Origin of the sequence: Trichococcus patagoniensis (assembly GCF_003051085.1) — a bacterium.
In the GTDB taxonomy this organism is placed as follows: domain Bacteria; phylum Bacillota; class Bacilli; order Lactobacillales; family Aerococcaceae; genus Trichococcus; species Trichococcus patagoniensis.
Genome location: NZ_QAOM01000004.1, coordinates 139,927 through 157,024 on the forward strand (window position 1 = coordinate 139,927; position 17,098 = coordinate 157,024).

The window sequence follows — 17,098 nt, forward strand, 5'->3', positions numbered from 1 at the left end:
AATGGCTGTGTAATAGGAAGGGAATTTGAGCGAATGATCAAACTGAAACAAAAATGGAAAAACCAGCGCTTATGGGTGAAGCTGACCATGATGGTATTGGTGACGGTGGCTCTGACCGTCAGCGTCCTGTATTTGTTGCTGACGAACCGCATCTATGAAGCGACGCAGGCACAAGAAGAGGAACAGCTTTTGTCCATCGCCGAAATCGTGGCCGCGCAGCCGTTGGTGATCCAGACTCTGAGCGCTGGCGCCACCAACCCGGAAGTGCAGACCTATGCCGACCAGATAACCGAAACCTACCAATTGGACTTCGTCGTTGTCATGACAATGGACCGCATCCGCCTCACCCATCCCGATCCGGAGAAAATCAACGAACCGTTCCAAGGCGGCGATGAGGAAGCCGCGCTATCGGGAGAGGAAACGACTTCGATCGCGCAAGGCACACTTGGCCAATCATTGCGCGCTTTCGTCCCTGTCTTCAATGCGGAAAACGTGGAAATCGGCGTCGTCGCAATAGGCATCAAGACGACAACGCTCGCTTCGATCGCCAAAAAAACGATGCAGCCCTTCTCCGTCAGTTTCGCCGTCAGCCTGCTGTTCGGCGCGGCCGCCGCGATCTTCACGGCTTTCCAGCTCAAAAACCAGATGTACAACCTGGAGCCGATCGAGATCGCCCGGCTATTGGAGGAACGCAACGCGATGCTGGAGAACACAAAGGATGCCATCATCGTCACCGACAAGGACAACCGTGTCGTCCTGTCCAATCTGGAGGCGAAAAAACTGTTCCAACGGGACGAGATGGATGAGGCCATCGTCGGCATGCCCATCCAATCGCTGTTGCCTGTGGCGCAGGATTTGAAGCTGTTGGCCGGACAGGACAAAACGACTGACCGGATCTATCATCAGGACGGCGTGGACTACCTGCTTTCGACAGCCCCGATAACCGTCTCCAAGAAAGTCATCGGCCAGATCATCCTGATGCGCGATGCCACGGAGCTCTATCTGCTGACGGATCAGTTGTTCAACGCGGCCACCTACACCACCACCCTGCAGACGCAATCGCATGACTTCCTGAATAAGCTGCATGTCATTTACGGTTTGGCGGACTTGGAGGAATACGAAGAACTGAACGACTACTTAGGCAAAATACTCGAACCGGAGCAGGAATTTTCGCATCGCATGATTTTTTTGGTCAAAAACCCTGTCATCGCAGGCTTTCTGATCGGTGAGCGCAGCAAATTCACGGAGCGGAACTACCCGTTCATGATCGAAGTCTATCCGGATGTGCCGCCGACCACCGATCATACGGCTGTCCAATGCTGGATCAACATCATCCGGTTCCTGAACCAATTCATTTTGGAAAACAGGTTGGCGGATGACCTGCAGATCCATTTCGGCTTCTGGGACGACCGCTTGGAGACCGTGTATGAATTGCAGTTGGAGCCTGCCATGAAGCAGCGGCTGACGGAAGAACTCCACGCGCCGTTCATTAGCCAACTGCTGAAAAGAGTGGACGGACAACTGGAATTCGAAGGCAATGAGCGCCGGATCAAAATTTCTTTGAGAACAGCGTACCGAGAGGAGAAAAACTGATGGTATATCACGTATTGATTGTGGAGGACGATCCGATGGTGCTGTCCATCAATCGCCGCTACCTCGAGAAAATCCCCGGCTTCCTCGTATCGGGGACCTGCGGCAGCTATGAAGAAGCGATCCGTTTGACCAGCAAACACACCTACGACCTGCTCCTGGTCGACGTCAACATCCAAGGGAAGAGCGGTCTGGATCTGATCCGCGCCCTGCGGAAACGCGAGTATCCGGCCGAGCTGATCATGATCACGGCGGCCGGCGAACAGGAAGCAATCCGGATCGGCCTGCAGTGCGGCATCGTCGACTACATCCTCAAGCCGTTCCAGTTCAAACGCTTTGAGAAAAGCATCGAGGCTTTCGTGCAGCGTCAAGAGCTGCTCCATTCGCCGAAACCGATCACACAAAAACAGTTGGATCAGCACCGTTCATTGGAAAACCAATCAGTCGAGAAGATAGACGACGCCATCGATAAGGGTCTGACCCCTTCAACGCTGAATCTGATTCTATCCTGCATCAACCAACAGAAAGGCGATTTCACCGTGAACGACATCACCGGACTGGCGAACCTGTCGCACGTTTCCGTGCGGAAGTACCTGCGTTACCTGGAGGACAAACAGGTCATCGAAATGCGGCTGGAATACGGAACGGTCGGGCGGCCGACCGCGTTTTACCGGAAGAAATGAGCGTGGGGGCTTCGTCGGAGCTGGCTAACCGGTTTCAATCATCAACTCCGATGAGCGGATCCTCGTCGGAGTTGACAAGCATATTCCGTCCGTCCACTCCGGTAAGCAGCCCCTCGCCGGAGATCGGCAACCCTGATCAGCATAAACAGCGAAAAAAAAGCAGCAGCGAGGCATTTTTTTGCCTCACTGCTGCTTTTTTTGTGTCTTACGCAATATCCGCCTACGTCAGCAAGCGAACCAATTGTCCCTTAGATCGACAAATCTTCCCCGTTGCTGGCGATGACTTGTTTGTACCAGTCGAAGGATTTTTTCTTCGTGCGTTTCAGCGTGCCGTTGCCTTCATTGTCGCGGTCGACATAGATGAAACCGTAACGTTTCTTCATTTCGCCTGTTCCGGCGCTGACAAGGTCGATACAGCCCCAGCTGGTGTAACCCAACAGATCGACGCCATCCAAGTTCACGGCATCTTTCATGGCTTCGATATGCGCCGCCATGTAGGCGATGCGGTAATCGTCTTCCACGTAGCCGTTTTCGTCCGGAACGTCGACGGCACCCAAGCCATTTTCAACGATGAATAATGGTTTTTGGTAGCGGTCGTACATCGCGTTCATCGTGATGCGCAGTCCCAACGGATCGATCTGCCAGCCCCACTCACTTGCATCCAAATACGGGTTCTTGACGGATTCAAAAATGTTGCCGCCTGTTTTTGCGTTCACTTCAGGATCAGCGGAAGTCACACGTGAAGAATAATAGGAGAAGGAAATGAAATCGACTGTGTTTGCTTTCAGGATTTCTTTGTCGCCTTCCTCCATCTCGATTTTGATGCCTTCGCGCTCCAATTTTTTCAGTGCGTAAGCAGGGTATTCGCCGCGTGATTGCACATCGATGAAGAAGTAGTTTTCGCGGTCTTCTTGTTGCGCTTTGAATACGTCTTTAGGATCGCAAGTATATGGATAGTAGTTACCAGCCGCCAACATACAACCTACTTGGTTTTCAGGATCCACTTCATGCGCGATGCGGGTAGCGATTGCACTGGCTATCAACTCGTGATGCGCAGATTGGAATTTGACTTGTTCTTCGTTTTCGCCTTCTTCGAAGTACAGACCGGCACCCATGAATGGCGCGTGCAGGATTATGTTGATTTCATTGAAAGTCAACCAATATTTAACCAGACCTTTGTAGCGGTTGAAAATGGCATGGCACAGATTCTCATAGAATCCGACCATTTTGCGGTTGCGCCAGCCGCCGTACTCTTTGATCAAGTGCATCGGGCAATCGAAATGCGTGATTGTCACTAATGGCTCGATTCCGTATTTATGGCACTCTTTGAATAAGTCTTCGTAGAATTTCAGGCCTTCTTCATTCGGCTCTTGCTCGTCGCCGTTAGGGAAGATGCGTGTCCACGCGATTGATAAACGGTATGTTTTGAAGCCCATTTCGCCAAATAGTGCGATGTCTTCTTTATAGCGGTGGTACATGTCGATAGCTTCCAACGCAGGATAGAAATGATCATCGTCAAAATCGAACATTTTCATTTTGCCTGTGATGATGGCCCATCTGTCCTTGCCGACGGGAACTACGTCAACGTTCGCCAAACCACGTCCACCTGCGTTGTATCCACCTTCACACTGATTGGCAGCAGTAGCGCCGCCCCATAAAAAGTCTTCTCTTAAAGCCATTGTCCATCCTCCTCGATCTTTTTACACATAAAATATTGCCTACAACTTAATCAGTTTTGCTTATGTAAAAGTTTTCGGTAATCGTTACCATTCGATTGAATCTTATCGGCATCGGTTACATTAATAATATTATCACTTTTGGATGGTCAATGTAAATATTGTGGGACAAGAAATCAAATTATTGTGGACGCACAGACAAAAATGGAGCCGAAATTGTCTTTATTTTGAAAGCGTATGGCCTTTTCCTCCGGTGAGGACACTCCCTGCCGGAGAAGGAGATCCCAAAAAGATCATCACCTCCGACCACGGTGGCTTCGCCGGAGAACAGACCTCCGCAAGGCATCCAACACCGGCCAGCAGGCGCTCATCGGAGATGAGCAAGCGGATTAAGCTGATACCTCTTAATGTTCAAAGCGCATCCCTTTCCCCAAACAAAAAACGCCCCGAAAAGGGCGCTTTTCCTATCGTATCAGTCCGGCGGGCCGATCAGATTGGCGATCAAAAAACCGACGATGGCGAACGCAAAGAACAGGCCGGGCAATATGAGCAGATACACCAGCAGCGAGCGCTCGTGCTCCTTCCTCACGGCCAGGATTCCCATATCGCCGGCCTTGGCGCTGAGAAAGCCCACCAAGGTGTGTCAATGCCTCCTTTAGGGGTGGGATTGTCAAGAATTTATGCTGGAACACACCGGCCGGATGAGCATGCTTCAGATCAACAGCAAGATGGGCGATAGTTAGCGGCGGCCAGTTGTTTTTGTTTTGTTTCAGCTCGGGCGTGGCTTATACTGAAGGTATAGAATCGTCTGTGTTTTGACTTCAAGCACCCAATCCGTTTTTTGCATTCAGTATTCGTAGTGAATAAAGGAGGAACCAAAGATGGGAAAATTTTCCAGTTTCGTCAAAGGGCTTATGATCGGCGGAGGAATCGCCCTGCTGTTGTCACCGAAGCCAGGGAAGGACATCCGCAAAGATTTGGCCGACAAAGCCGATGAAGCGTTGGACAAGGTGATGGACTACACCGATCAGGTCAAAGAAACCGTGAAGGAAACTGCGCAAGAGGCCGTCGATCAAGCAAAAGAAAAGGCCCAGGAAACGACCGACACCGTAAAACAAAAATTCGCCGCCAAAGTTCCGGAAGCCGAAGAAAGATACGACGCCGAAATCGAAGGCGAAGCGGCCGTTCCCGCAACCGATGAACTCGATCCGATCGAAGAAGCGCTGAAGACGTTGTAGTGCAAACAAATAGAGTGGACAAAGTATCCCCATCGGATAGCTTGTCCACTCTTTTTTTATTTGGCAATGTTAAACCCGCTCCATCGCTTCGGGCGTGATGATCGCTCCGGAATGTTGCTGTGCCGTGATTTCCGGATATGAATTGATGTCATTAGTATAGGACAAGCGCATTCGCAATGCTATGTTCCGCAAAATAAGAATGTATCGCTTACAACCACCATTTGTTGTTCCGCGAAACAAGATCCCAAAATGCCTGCCCCAGGCTGAACTCTCATCATTTTCTAATTTAACGGACAAAAAACCGAGCTTACTGCCGCGTGCAAACATAGCTCCCGGAATGAAACATGTGTTTTTAATCACGGAAATCTAATCCTTTCCTCCCTTGTGACGGCTTTTTCTAATGAAAGTTTCACAATTCCGTTGACATGGCTAGGTGATATCGATAGAATGTGAAAGATATATAATAAAATGGTGTGTATGCACTTATTGGAGGATTTGGTATTATATGGATACAATATATAATTTTTTGGCCGACTATGTGAATGTTCTCTTATGGGATTACTTTCTGACATATGGCCTGCTGTTCGCCGGATTGTACTTTTCGATCCGCTTCGGTTTCCCGCAAGTCACGCGCATGTGGGAAGCTTTCAAACAAGTTTTCGGTAAATTGTTCAAAAAAGACGCTTCTCAGGAAGGCTCGATGTCTTCCTTCCAAGCCCTTGCGACAGCCATTGCCGCTCAGGTCGGGACAGGAAACGTGGCAGGTGTGGCTACGGCCATCCTAGGTGGCGGACCGGGAGCCATTTTCTGGATGTGGGTGTCCGCTTTCCTCGGTATGGGCACAATCTTCAACGAAGCTATCCTGGCGCAAGTCTATCGGATGCGCGACCGCAACAAGGGTGATCTTGTCGGCGGACCGGCGTTCTACCTCTCCAAAGGGGTCGGTTCCAATGCTTTGGCTAAATTTTTCTCTGTTTCGCTTATCGTAGCTTTGGGTTTCATCGGTAACATGGTGCAATCCAACTCGATCGCTTCGGCCTTGACTACCGCATTCGCCATTCCGGAATGGGTGACCGGACTCTTGGTCGCTGTGGCAGCCATCCTGATTTTCGCAGGCGGAATGAAGCGCATCGCTTCATTTGCCGAATTCGTCGTTCCTATCATGGCGCTTGTTTATATCGTTGCCAGTCTCGTTATTTTATTCCTCTTCCGCGATAATGTGGTCCCTGCCTTCAAAATGATTTTTGTTGGAGCCTTTACGCCTCAAGCCGCAATCGGCGGTATCGCTGGTGCTTCCGTAAGAGCAGCGGTCCAAAAAGGTGTGGCACGTGGCTTGTTTTCGAACGAAGCCGGAATGGGTTCGACGCCGCATGCGCATGCCGTGGCGCACGTTGATCACCCGGTGCAGCAAGGATTGGCCGCGATGGTTGGTGTCTTCATCGATACGGTGATTGTCTGTTCGGCCACAGCATTGATCATTTTAGTGACCGAATCCTATCTGGATCCTGCTCTAAAGGGTGCGCAAGTCACCCAAGCCGCCTTCTCCATCGCCTTCGGAGGCGGCGGATCCGTCCTTTTGGCTATCTGTTTGACTTTCTTCGCCTTCACGACGATCATTGGCTGGTACTATTTCGGCGAATCGAACATCAAGTACCTTTTCGGAACGAAAGGCGTGCTGCCTTATCAGATTCTAGTGGCGATCTTCATCTTCTTGGGTGCGCTACAGGAAGTCGATATCGTTTGGATGCTTGCCGATACTTTCAATGCCTTGATGGTCATCCCCAACTTGTTCGGTCTCTTCTACTTGTCCAATCAAGTCAAGGGCATTTTGGAAGATTACGACCGCTGCAAATTGGAAGGCCGCATCTTCTACGATTACGACGTAAAATGATCTCGAATACTTGATGCCGGTCAAGTGCTTTGCCGGAAATTCCGTCTATACTATAGTAATACCAGACAAATAGGAGGAATGAATCATGAGCCAAGCCGTTATCCAATTAGGCCCCGTCACTTGCCCGTCCTGCGTCAAGAAAATCGAATCCGCCGTCAGCAAAATCGATGGTGTCGAATCCGTCAAAGTGTTGTTCAACTCCAGCAAAGTCAAAGCCGCGTTCGATGGCAACAAAACTTCCGGTGACGACATCAGCGAAACGATCCAAAAGTTGGGTTACGAAGTCCAATCGGTCAAAGAATCCTAGATTATCAGCAGGGGCCGCCTCATTTTCGAGGCGGCCCCTGCTTTTTTGTTGTCGGTGTCTTCCCAAACCATGAATTACGGTTAATTATTCATCTTTTTATCCAGATTCGGGGCCAGAACCATGGATTCCTGTCAGTTATTCATCATTTCAGCCACATCCGGGGCCAGAACCATGGATTCCTGATAGTTATCCATCTTTTCATCCGGATTCGGGATCAGAACCATGGATTCCTATCAGTTATCCATCATTTCCGCCCGCATCCATCACTCCCACGAATCTATTTATTCCCGAATCGAGGGATATCGTTTGCTTTTAAAAAATAAGCGTGCTATCATGAAAACACAAATGAAAACAGTTGTGCGTTGAAGAGAAGAAGTACCTTTCACGGTCATCAAAGAGAGCCTCGGTCGGTGGGAAGAGGCATGGTCTGGTAAGCGAAAATGCGTCTCGGAGCAAGACGGTGCGTTAGTGCCGTTTCGGTTTGTACCCGATAGCGTACAGGAGTATGGCTGATTTTGCGTACTCCATAAGGCAGGATCCGCGAGGGTCGTGCGAATAAGGGTGGATCACGAAGAGCTTTCGTCCCTGTATTCCAAGCATTTGGAGTATAGGGACGAGGGCTTTTTTACGTTCTCGGGATAGATAAATCAAAGGAGGAATTCAAATGGACATCATTTCCATTGTCATTATTTTAGCAGTATTTGTGGCATTGCTTTTCGCACTTTACCGTTTGGGCGCCAAACATGTCAAATTTTCAAAACGCGTCTTTATCGCGTTAGCTTTGGGTATCATCTTCGGGGCAGCCATTCAGTTGCTTTTTGCACCGGACAGCACAATCACAATCACTGCCATCGATTGGATCAACATCGTCGGAAACGGCTATGTCCGCTTCCTGCAGATGCTGATCATCCCGTTGATTTTCGTATCGATCGTGGGCGCATTTACCCGCATCGAAGAAACCAAGAATCTTGGCAAAATCAGCGGATCCGTTCTCGGCACGTTGCTTGGCACAACCGCCATCGCTGCCCTGATCGGATGGGCATCCGTCATCCTCTTCAATCTTGACGGCGCACAATTCACGCAAGGCACCGCCGAAACCGCAAGGATCGAAGCGTTGACGACCCAACAGACGCAGGTCGCTGACTTGACGATCCCTGGCCAAGTACTCAGCTTCATCCCGACCAACATCTTCCAGGATCTGGCCGGCCTGCGCAGCACAAGCACAATCGCCGTCGTTGTCTTTTCCGCTTTTGTCGGGATCGCCTATATGGGCATCAAGAAAAAACAACCCGAAAATGCCGCTTTGTTCAATAAAGGAATTCAGGTCATCCACTCGATCGTTATGCGCATCGTCACTTTGGTCCTACGCTTGACTCCTTACGGAATCTTGGCTTTGATGACCAAAATGATGGCAACCTCGAATTACCAAGCCATCGTCAACTTGGGGCTGTTCGTGGTCGCTTCCTATGCTGCTTTGCTTGTCGTTCTACTAATGCATAGCTTGATTCTGGCAGCAGTCGGCGTCAATCCGATCACCTATTTCAAAAAAGCTTTCCCAGTATTGAGCTTCGCCTTCACTGCCCGCTCCAGCGCTGGCGCACTGCCACTGAACGTTGAAACGCAGACAAAGGCTTTGGGCGTCGATGATGCCTCCGCCAACTTCGCGGCAAGCTTCGGACTGTCGATCGGTCAGAACGGTTGCGCGGGCGTCTACCCTGCCATGCTGGCGACCATCGTTGCGCCCACTCTGGGCATTGACGTCACCAGCATCGGCTTCGTATTGACGCTGATCCTGGTCGTTACGATCAGTTCCTTCGGCGTTGCCGGTGTCGGCGGCGGCGCGACCTTCGCAGCTTTGATCGTATTGGGCGCCATGAACTTGCCTGTCACGATCGCCGGACTTGTCATCTCGGTTGAACCGGTCATCGACATGATGCGTACTTTGACCAACGTAAACGACAGCATGCTGGCCGGTGTCGTTTCTTCCCGCAACATCGGGGAATTCGACTCCTCCGTCCTGAACGATGACGCTGCTGTTGTTGATGGGGATGCCATCTAGTCTTTTCTTCTATAAATAATCATCTGTCCTGGCGAAGGACTTGGCTGCCCGCAATTTGCGGGCAGCTTTTTTTGTTCGGATGCCATTGAGCGACCGGGAACGCTGCGTTCCTCCGACGAGGTTCCCCACGCCGGAGGACAGCGGTAATGTGCGGGCTCTTCTCCTGCGAGCAGGTTCTCATCGGAGCACACGACTTAAATGCGGGCCGTACTCCGGCGCAGCCTCCGTTCGCCGGAGCTGGGGCTACGCTCCCCCTCATCCGCCGCGCCGATTCCGCGAAGGCACCATCGCCTATTTCCGCTTCCAAAGCTTGACCATCATCAAGTCGCTTTCCCGTTTGATGGCGTATGCTTAAGCTATAGGAAATACAATAGGAGGTCATTTAAATGATCAAATGGATCAACACATACAAAAACCGCATCACCGCGCTCTCGGGTATCCTGATCGCACTGGGATTCACGCTCGGAACCCTCGGATACGCAACCGCAGCCGACTACTCTCTTATCCTCGCGACGCTCATCGCGGTGGTTCCGATCGCCCACAAAGCCTATCTGGCGTTGCGGATGAAAGCTTTCAGCATCGAGCTGCTGGTGACGATTGCCGTCGTTGGCGCACTTTTTATCCACGAATACACGGAATCTTCCGTCGTCACTTTCCTTTTCCTGTTCGGCGACTTCCTGGAGGCCCGCACGTTGGAGAAGACCCGCTCCTCTCTGCGTTCCTTGGTTGATATGGCGCCGCAGGAGGCCACCATTCTGCGCGAGGACGTTCAGACAGTGGTTCCGGTAGAAGAAGTTGCCGTCGGGGATCGGCTGGTCATCAAGCCGGGCGGAAAAATACCGGTCGATGGCACCATCGTGAAAGGCCAGGCAGCCATCAACGAAGCCGCCGTGACGGGCGAAGCGATCCCGGCCAACAAGTCCTTGGACGACAAAGTCTTTTCGGGGACCTTGGTGGACGAAGGCTACATCGAAATGATTGCCGAAAAAGTCGGCGACGACACGACATTCGCAAAAATCATCGAGCTGGTTGAAGAGGCGCAGGAGTCCAAATCCAAGGCCGAGCGCTTTCTCGATGCCTTCGCCAATTATTACACACCGGCCATCGTTGCGCTCTCCATCATCGTTTACGTTTTGACGCGCAATCTGCACCTGGCCATCACCTTCCTTGTGATTGCATGCCCGGGTGCACTCGTGATCGGAGCGCCCGTTTCGAACGTTGCCGGCATCGGCAATGGAGCCAAGCATGGCGTGCTGGTCAAAGGCGGCGAGGTCATGGATCGTTTTTCCAAAGTTGATACGATCGTCTTCGACAAGACCGGCACCTTGACGAAGGGAAAACCGGAAGTGACCGACATCCAGATCGTGAATGACGCAGTCAGCCGCAACGAACTGCTGCGCTTGACTGCCGCTGCCGAGCGCATTTCCGAACACCACCTCGGCCAGACGATCGTGAAATACGCACATCATCACGGTTTGGAAACTGCGGAATCCCCGACGGACACGGAAATCATCAAGGGCCATGGCTTGAAGGCGACCGTCGCTGGCAGCCGCCTTGTAGCCGGCAACCGCAAACTGATGGCGCAGGCCGGTATCCCGATCAGCGGAAGCGCGGAAAGTTATGCCGTCGCACGCGAAAAGACCGGCAATACCGTCGTTTTCGTCGCCATCGACGGGACGCTCGCCGGACTCTTCTCCATTGCCGACCAGATCCGCGAGGACGCACCGCAGGCTCTGGCCGAGATGCGCAAAAACGGCATCAAACAGATCATCATGCTGACGGGGGACAACCGCCACACTGCCCAAGCAGTAGCCGAACAATTGGGATTGGATGCCTTCCATGCCGAGCTGCTGCCGGAGGATAAAGTGCGTTTCGTCAAACAATTGCAGGCGGACGGAGCCGTTGTGGCGATGGCCGGGGACGGCATCAACGATGCGCCGGCCATTGCGACCGCCGATATTGGGTTGGCCATGGGCGAAGGCGGGACCGACATATCGATGGAAACGGCGGATGTCGTGCTGATGGCCGATAAGTTGCTGCAATTTTCCCATGCCTATTCGCTGTCAAAGGCGACGATGCGCAACATGAAGCAGAACATCACCATCGCAGTGGCCGTCGTCGTGATCCTTTTGGCGGGCGTCTTGATGGGATCGGTCCATCTGGCGAGCGGCATGTTCATCCATGAAGCCAGCATCCTGGCCGTCATCCTGAACGCCATGCGTTTGATTGGCTTCAAGCGGAAGAAAGTTTTTTCTCCAAGCTAAACATCGCAGACTTACACTGGATTGCGGTACAATTTAGATGACCGAACAATTACCTGTCCCTTTCCGAAAAGGAGGATTTTAAATATATATGAACCATACTCAGAAAAATGCCCGCGATTGCGGCAAATCCTGCGCCTGCAATACGCACAATTCCTGCATTTCGCTCGTGCCGATCTTCAATCACCTGGAGCCGGATCAGATGGACGAAATCATGTCCGTCACCCATCCGGCAAGTTACAAAAAAGGCGAACTGCTCTATCGTCCGGGAGACACCTCGGATACGCTCTACATCATCCATTCCGGCCTGATCCGCATCTACCGGCTGGCTGAATCCGGGAAAGAGCAGCTCGTGCGCTTCCTCAACCCGGGCGATTTCACCGGCGAACTGGCTCTCTTCAGCGAATCGAAGCATGAAGCCTACGCCGAAGCGGTGAAGGACACCCAAGTCTGCCGGATGCAACGGAGCGATCTGCAGCACTTTTTATTGAAATATCCGGCGATTTCCTTTAAATTACTTCAGGAATTCTCAAACCGTCTGGAAAAATCAGAAAGGCAGACGACCTACGTGGCGACCGAAAAAGTCGAAGCCCGTTTAGCCCTCTACCTTGCCGAATTGGCAACGAAAGACGGCGACACCATCACGCTGCCGATGGCGAAGAAGGATTTGGCTTCCTACCTCGGGACGACCCCGGAAACAATCAGCCGCAAAATGGGTTCCCTGGAGGACCAGCATCTCATCAAACAATTGAACCACCGGGAAATCGTCATCCTCGATCTGGATGGTTTGTTGTTCCTGTGAAACTCCTAAGGGTCGTCTCTTAATGAGACGGCTTTTTGATTTGCAGCCAAATGAGAAGCAGAATGTTGGTTATCTACGTCGCACTGCGCTCGGATTACCCGACAGATAGGTGTTCTCTCGACTGTTTGCGGCGCGCGACGCTCGGATCACCCGACAGATAACTGTTCTCTCAACTGTTTGCGGCGCGCGACGCTTGGATTACCCGACAGATAGGCGTTCTCTCGACTGTTTCCATCGCGCGACGCTCGGATCACCCGACAGATAGGCGTTCTCCCGACTGTTTGCGGCGCGCGACGCTTGGATTACCTGACAGATAGGCTTTTTCTCGACTGTTTGCGTCACGCTGCGCTTAGAACGCCCGACAGATCCAAAATCTGCTCCTTTTTTGCCGGTTCACCCCCGTATTCCTTGAGCCGGCTTTATGGTAGAATAGGCTTACCAAAAAGGGGGAACTATAGATGACAGAAAAAATGAAGCAGCGGATCTTGCTGGTCTTTGCTGTGGTTGTCGGCTTTGTGGTCGGCTACCTGAACCCGGTCACCTCGCAGGCGCTCCTGTCGGGTATCGGTTGGATTGCGGGTATCGGCATGTTCTTTCTCTTCCGACTCTCCAATAAAAATCCGGCGCGCGATTACTCGGAAAGCTGGGCCTATATGCTGATCCGCATGCTGTTGTTCTTCATCATCGGTGCCGCTCTGGGCAGTATGATCCCTTATTACCAACAAGTCATGGAAATGCAACAGCAATAGTCGCTGATGCAGCATAAACCCATTCAAACAAACAAAGGAGCACACACATGGATTACGTCGCCATTGACTTTGAAACTGCAAACAGCCGTGGTGACAGCGTCTGTTCCATCGGACTGAGCCGATTTTCCGACGGCAAGGAAGTCGACCGCTACTACGCGCTCATCAATCCGCGCCAATATTTCAGCCGCGGGAATATCCAGATCCACGGCATCACGGAGGAGATGATCGCCGCGGAACCCGACTTTGCCCAACTCTATCCGGAAATCCGCTCCTTCATCGGCGAATATCCGCTCGTGGCGCACTTCGCCCAATTCGATATGAGCTGTCTGCAACAGACGATTGAAACCCATCGACTGCCGAAAATGCAGAATGAGTTTTTCTGTTCCTGCAAAATGGCACAGCGCATGCTGGATCTGCACAACAACCGCTTGCCGACCGTCTTGGACTACTTCGGCATGACGATCGATAATCACCACAATGCGGTGGAGGATGCGGTCGCCTGCGGACTGATCACCAGCAAAATGCTGGCGCAATACGATTACGACATCCAAGGCTTTCTGGACGAATACCAGTACCGGATGGGCAAACTGTTCTCGCACGCTTTCGGAGTGGCGAAAGGCGGCGCCCGCAAGCCGGCAGCCCGGACCAAGACGGCCCCGCTCAAGCCGAAAAGCCTGCTGTTCGACAAAGAGCACGCTTTTTACGACAAGCATGTCTGCTTCACCGGCCGTTTCAAAAAATTGAAGCGCACTGATTTGGCCCAGCTCGTCGTCGATGTCGGCGGCCATTTCGACGTCAACCTGAGCTATGAAACGCTCTACTTGGTCGTCTCCGATAGCGATTGGCGCAAGATCGGCACACCCGGCGAAAGCCGAAAAATCCAGACTGTCCGCGAACTCCAGGGCAGCGGCCACAATCTGACCTTGCTTTCCGAATCGGATTTCCTGCGTGTTTTTTTGAAGCAGTAATAACAATGAGGTGCCAACCATGAATATCTTCAGCAAAATGGACAATTTAGTGAGCTTGACAGAAAATGAAAAAATTTTGGTTGCATATATAAAAGAAAATCCCGAAGCTTTCGTGAAGATGACTTCCGCAGAAATCAGCGGAGCCAGCTTCATTTCGAACGCAACGATTTATCGTTTATGCAAAAAATTGGATTTGGCCGGTCTCTCCGAATTGAAGATCCTGGTTTCTTCTTCGGTAGGCGACTATCTGAAGGAACGGACGACCTTGGATTTCAACTATCCGATTCATTCCAATGAAACCCAATTCCAGATCACACGGACGATGCAGGAACTCTATGAGCAGACCGTGGTGTCCTCGCTCAACAACTTGGATCTGGAACAGCTACGGCAGGCGGCTTCTTTGATGAAAAAAATGCCGGCCATCGATCTGTATACCTCAGCCGGGAATCTGTTTTTCGCCGAGAACTTCAAGTTCCAGATGCAGGAAATCGGCAGATTCGTCAACGTCCCGATCGAAGAATATCATCAACGTCTGACTGCGGCCGCCAGCGATTCTTCGCATCTTTCCATCGTTGTCTCATACGGAGGCAGAGGTACGGTTATTCCCGAAATCGTAAAGATCCTGAAGAATAACCAATCGCCTATCCTGTTGATCACATCCACCGATGAGATCTCCTTTGCGGATGCTGCCACGCACCACCTGTACATGAGTTCGAACGAGAGCCACTACAACAAAATTTCTTCGTTTTCGACCAGACTTTCTTTGCTGTTCTTGCTGGACTGCCTCTATACCAGTTATTTCAAACTGGATTACGATCACAATGTCGCACTGAAGATGGATTACTACAAAAAAATCAGCCGAATCACTTGGTGATGACCATCGGAAAGCCACTCCTTCTGAAAGGTTTCTCTCACCGTTCAAGCCATACGGATGCAAGTTGTGAGAGATTTCTTTCATTAGTGGCTCGGCATCTTTTTTCGCAAATAGTTATGGCTTATACTGAAAACATCCATAAAAGAGGAACCTTCATTTCTTAATGACAGGATCCTCCTCCCGACGTGAGATCGCTCAGTCAGTAAGCGTCGGAAATCAATTTTGGTTCCACCCTTGAGCAGAAGCCATCTCAACTATGTACTGCCATACGTAGCGAGGATTTCTGCTCGACTGAACCCGGACAAACTTGTTCGGGTTTTTTTGTATATTTTTTGGTCCATCAGAAGGCTTCTTGGTATAATGAAGGCAGAAACATTGCCACTTTTTTGTTTGCGGAAGAAGGAATTCATATGTTCAAAAAAATGGGAGACAGATCCGGGGAAATCACCTTGTACAGCGGGAGGATGAGTTGGTGCCGCAGTGAACGGTCGGCGTTGGACGGCTATGGCTTTCTGACCGATAAACAGCTTCGCTTCGATATGCCTGAAGTATCCAAGATTATGACGAAAATTTTCTTCAAACCTTTTTCAAAAGCATTCGAGGACGGCATCTACGACATCGCCATCCCATATGATGACATCCAGAGCGTCAGCCCGGGCACTTACGGCCTCCGCAAAGCGCTGGTCATCGAAAGGAAAGACGGGACACTCCTCAAGTTCGCAGTCAATCACTATGACAGGTGGGAGCAGGCCATCCTGAAGCGCATGACGAAAATCGCTTAACATCTGAATGTATGCCTAACGGCAAAAAGGACTGGCTCACTTAGAGACTGTCCTTTTTGCCGTTAGATGGTTACTTTCTGTTCGCGCACTCTCAAAACCCGGCAGATGGGTTGTTCTTCTCCGGCGAACGGAGGCTTCGCCGGAGTTCAGGATGCATTCCGTTTACGTTCTCCGATGAGCACGGCTTCGCCGGAGTTAAGCCCGATTGTTGCCGGCGTCCTCCGGCGAGCAGCCCCTTCAGCGGAGCTGAACGCACATTCCGTCATCCTCCTCCGGTCGGCGAACGGCCGCTCAAGCATACCGGCTTATTCCGCTACTCTTCGCTGATCGCTATTTGCTTCTCTCTGCTGCCAAGAAATTCGTTCAGGAAGGCCGCAACCAGTATCAGCACGCCACCCGCCAGCTGTAGAGGCGCCAGTTCTTCTTTCAGAAACAGCGCCGAAACCGCGATTGCCGTCACCGGATCGACATAGCTGAGCACAGCGAAGGTCTGGCTCTCGACCGCTTGTGCGCCTGCAAACATCAGCACATAGGCAATCCCCGTATGGATGATCCCCAAAACCAGCAGACTGGTGATGGAGCCTCCAGTCAATTTTCCCAATCCGAAACCGGAAGTAAGGGCGACATACGGAGTGAGAATTCCGGTTGCGATGACGAGCGTCAAAGCCGTCAAAGGGATGCCGCCCAGACCGCTGATTTTTTTATTTGAGAGGATAGCAACCGCGTAAAAGAACGCCGCAGCCAACCCGAAACCGATCCCGACCGGATGGTTATAACTCCCAGAGTTGGGACTCACGCCGATGATCAGGAACATCCCCGACATCGCCAACAGGACGCAAGCGATCTTCTTCGCGGTCAAGGATTCCTTGAAGACGAACGGCGCCAACAACGTCATGATAATCGGCTGGAAATAATAGCTCAAGGTCGCATTCGATACAGTCGTGTAACGGAAAGCTTCAAACAGCAAGATCCAGTTCATGCCGACCGCAAAACCCGACAGCAACAGGAACTTCGCATTTTTCCTGACCAACGCCAGTGGAATCCTTTCCTTGCGCACCCACAAAGTCCCCCATAAAAACAGACTCCCCAAAGCACCCCGGAAGAAGGCAACCTGATTAGAGGCCAAATCGATATTCTTAACGAAGATGCTGATCGTCCCGAAAATCAGCATCGACAGCATCACTTTCCCTTTTCCTTTCGACACAACCCCACACCTTC

Annotated in this window: 16 protein-coding genes; 12 read left to right on the forward strand and 4 right to left on the reverse strand. The window is 51.4% G+C overall.

Annotated features, from left to right (window positions below; genetic code table 11):
* Positions 1–33: 33 nt before the first annotated feature.
* Positions 34–1,593: a Spo0B domain-containing protein gene (locus tag C8U37_RS03765; protein ID WP_245879749.1), complete on the forward strand. Its 1,560-nt coding sequence runs from the start codon at positions 34–36 to the stop codon at positions 1,591–1,593.
* Positions 1,593–2,273: a response regulator gene (locus C8U37_RS03770; protein WP_108031940.1), complete on the forward strand. Its 681-nt coding sequence runs from the start codon at positions 1,593–1,595 to the stop codon at positions 2,271–2,273. The genes C8U37_RS03765 and C8U37_RS03770 overlap by 1 nt, the downstream gene beginning before the upstream one ends.
* Before the next feature lie 248 nt (positions 2,274–2,521).
* On the opposite strand, the gene C8U37_RS03775 is transcribed toward C8U37_RS03770, so the two are convergent.
* Positions 2,522–3,952 carry a 6-phospho-beta-glucosidase gene (locus C8U37_RS03775; RefSeq protein WP_108031941.1) on the reverse strand — a complete coding sequence of 477 codons (1,431 nt, stop codon included), beginning with the start codon at positions 3,950–3,952 and terminating at the stop codon, positions 2,522–2,524.
* Between the two features lie 469 nt (positions 3,953–4,421).
* Positions 4,422–4,586 carry a hypothetical protein gene (locus C8U37_RS14435; protein ID WP_170100180.1) on the reverse strand — a complete coding sequence of 55 codons (165 nt, stop codon included), beginning with the start codon at positions 4,584–4,586 and terminating at the stop codon, positions 4,422–4,424.
* Positions 4,587–4,830: 244 nt separating this feature from the next.
* Between C8U37_RS14435 and C8U37_RS03780 the strand changes: the two genes are divergently transcribed.
* Positions 4,831–5,187, forward strand: a complete 357-nt coding sequence (locus tag C8U37_RS03780) for a YtxH domain-containing protein (RefSeq protein ID WP_108031942.1) — start codon at positions 4,831–4,833, stop codon at positions 5,185–5,187.
* A gap of 69 nt (positions 5,188–5,256) precedes the next feature.
* On the opposite strand, the gene C8U37_RS14385 is transcribed toward C8U37_RS03780, so the two are convergent.
* Positions 5,257–5,547: a hypothetical protein gene (locus tag C8U37_RS14385; RefSeq protein ID WP_146161803.1), complete on the reverse strand. Its 291-nt coding sequence runs from the start codon at positions 5,545–5,547 to the stop codon at positions 5,257–5,259.
* A 145-nt stretch (positions 5,548–5,692) separates the two neighbouring features.
* On the opposite strand from C8U37_RS14385, the gene C8U37_RS03785 reads away from it, so the two are divergent.
* From C8U37_RS03785 to C8U37_RS03825, 9 genes are all read left to right on the forward strand, one after another.
* A complete protein-coding gene (locus C8U37_RS03785; RefSeq protein ID WP_108031943.1) occupies positions 5,693–7,078 on the forward strand; it encodes an alanine/glycine:cation symporter family protein in 1,386 nt (461 codons plus the stop codon).
* 85 nt (positions 7,079–7,163) lie between these two features.
* Complete coding sequence (locus C8U37_RS03790; RefSeq protein ID WP_108031944.1) at positions 7,164–7,385, forward strand: heavy-metal-associated domain-containing protein; 222 nt, start codon at positions 7,164–7,166, stop codon at positions 7,383–7,385.
* A 664-nt stretch (positions 7,386–8,049) separates the two neighbouring features.
* Positions 8,050–9,444: an L-cystine transporter gene (locus C8U37_RS03795; RefSeq protein WP_108031945.1), complete on the forward strand. Its 1,395-nt coding sequence runs from the start codon at positions 8,050–8,052 to the stop codon at positions 9,442–9,444.
* 386 nt (positions 9,445–9,830) lie between these two features.
* The gene (locus C8U37_RS03800) at positions 9,831–11,708 is read left to right on the forward strand and encodes a heavy metal translocating P-type ATPase (RefSeq protein ID WP_108031946.1); all 1,878 of its coding nucleotides are present in this window, start codon (positions 9,831–9,833) and stop codon (positions 11,706–11,708) included.
* 88 nt (positions 11,709–11,796) lie between these two features.
* Complete coding sequence (locus C8U37_RS03805; RefSeq protein ID WP_108031947.1) at positions 11,797–12,507, forward strand: Crp/Fnr family transcriptional regulator; 711 nt, start codon at positions 11,797–11,799, stop codon at positions 12,505–12,507.
* Between the two features lie 458 nt (positions 12,508–12,965).
* The gene (locus tag C8U37_RS03810; RefSeq protein ID WP_108031948.1) at positions 12,966–13,256 is read left to right on the forward strand and encodes a hypothetical protein; all 291 of its coding nucleotides are present in this window, start codon (positions 12,966–12,968) and stop codon (positions 13,254–13,256) included.
* 47 nt (positions 13,257–13,303) lie between these two features.
* Positions 13,304–14,224: an exonuclease domain-containing protein gene (locus tag C8U37_RS03815; protein WP_108031949.1), complete on the forward strand. Its 921-nt coding sequence runs from the start codon at positions 13,304–13,306 to the stop codon at positions 14,222–14,224.
* A gap of 19 nt (positions 14,225–14,243) precedes the next feature.
* Entirely contained in the window at positions 14,244–15,098 is an 855-nt protein-coding gene (locus C8U37_RS03820; protein ID WP_108031950.1) for a MurR/RpiR family transcriptional regulator, read from the forward strand.
* 410 nt (positions 15,099–15,508) lie between these two features.
* On the forward strand, positions 15,509–15,880 hold the full coding sequence (locus C8U37_RS03825) for a hypothetical protein (protein ID WP_108031951.1): 372 nt from the start codon (positions 15,509–15,511) through the stop codon (positions 15,878–15,880).
* A gap of 313 nt (positions 15,881–16,193) precedes the next feature.
* On the opposite strand, the gene C8U37_RS03830 is transcribed toward C8U37_RS03825, so the two are convergent.
* Entirely contained in the window at positions 16,194–17,084 is an 891-nt protein-coding gene (locus tag C8U37_RS03830) for a DMT family transporter (RefSeq protein ID WP_108031952.1), read from the reverse strand.
* Positions 17,085–17,098: the final 14 nt, after the last annotated feature.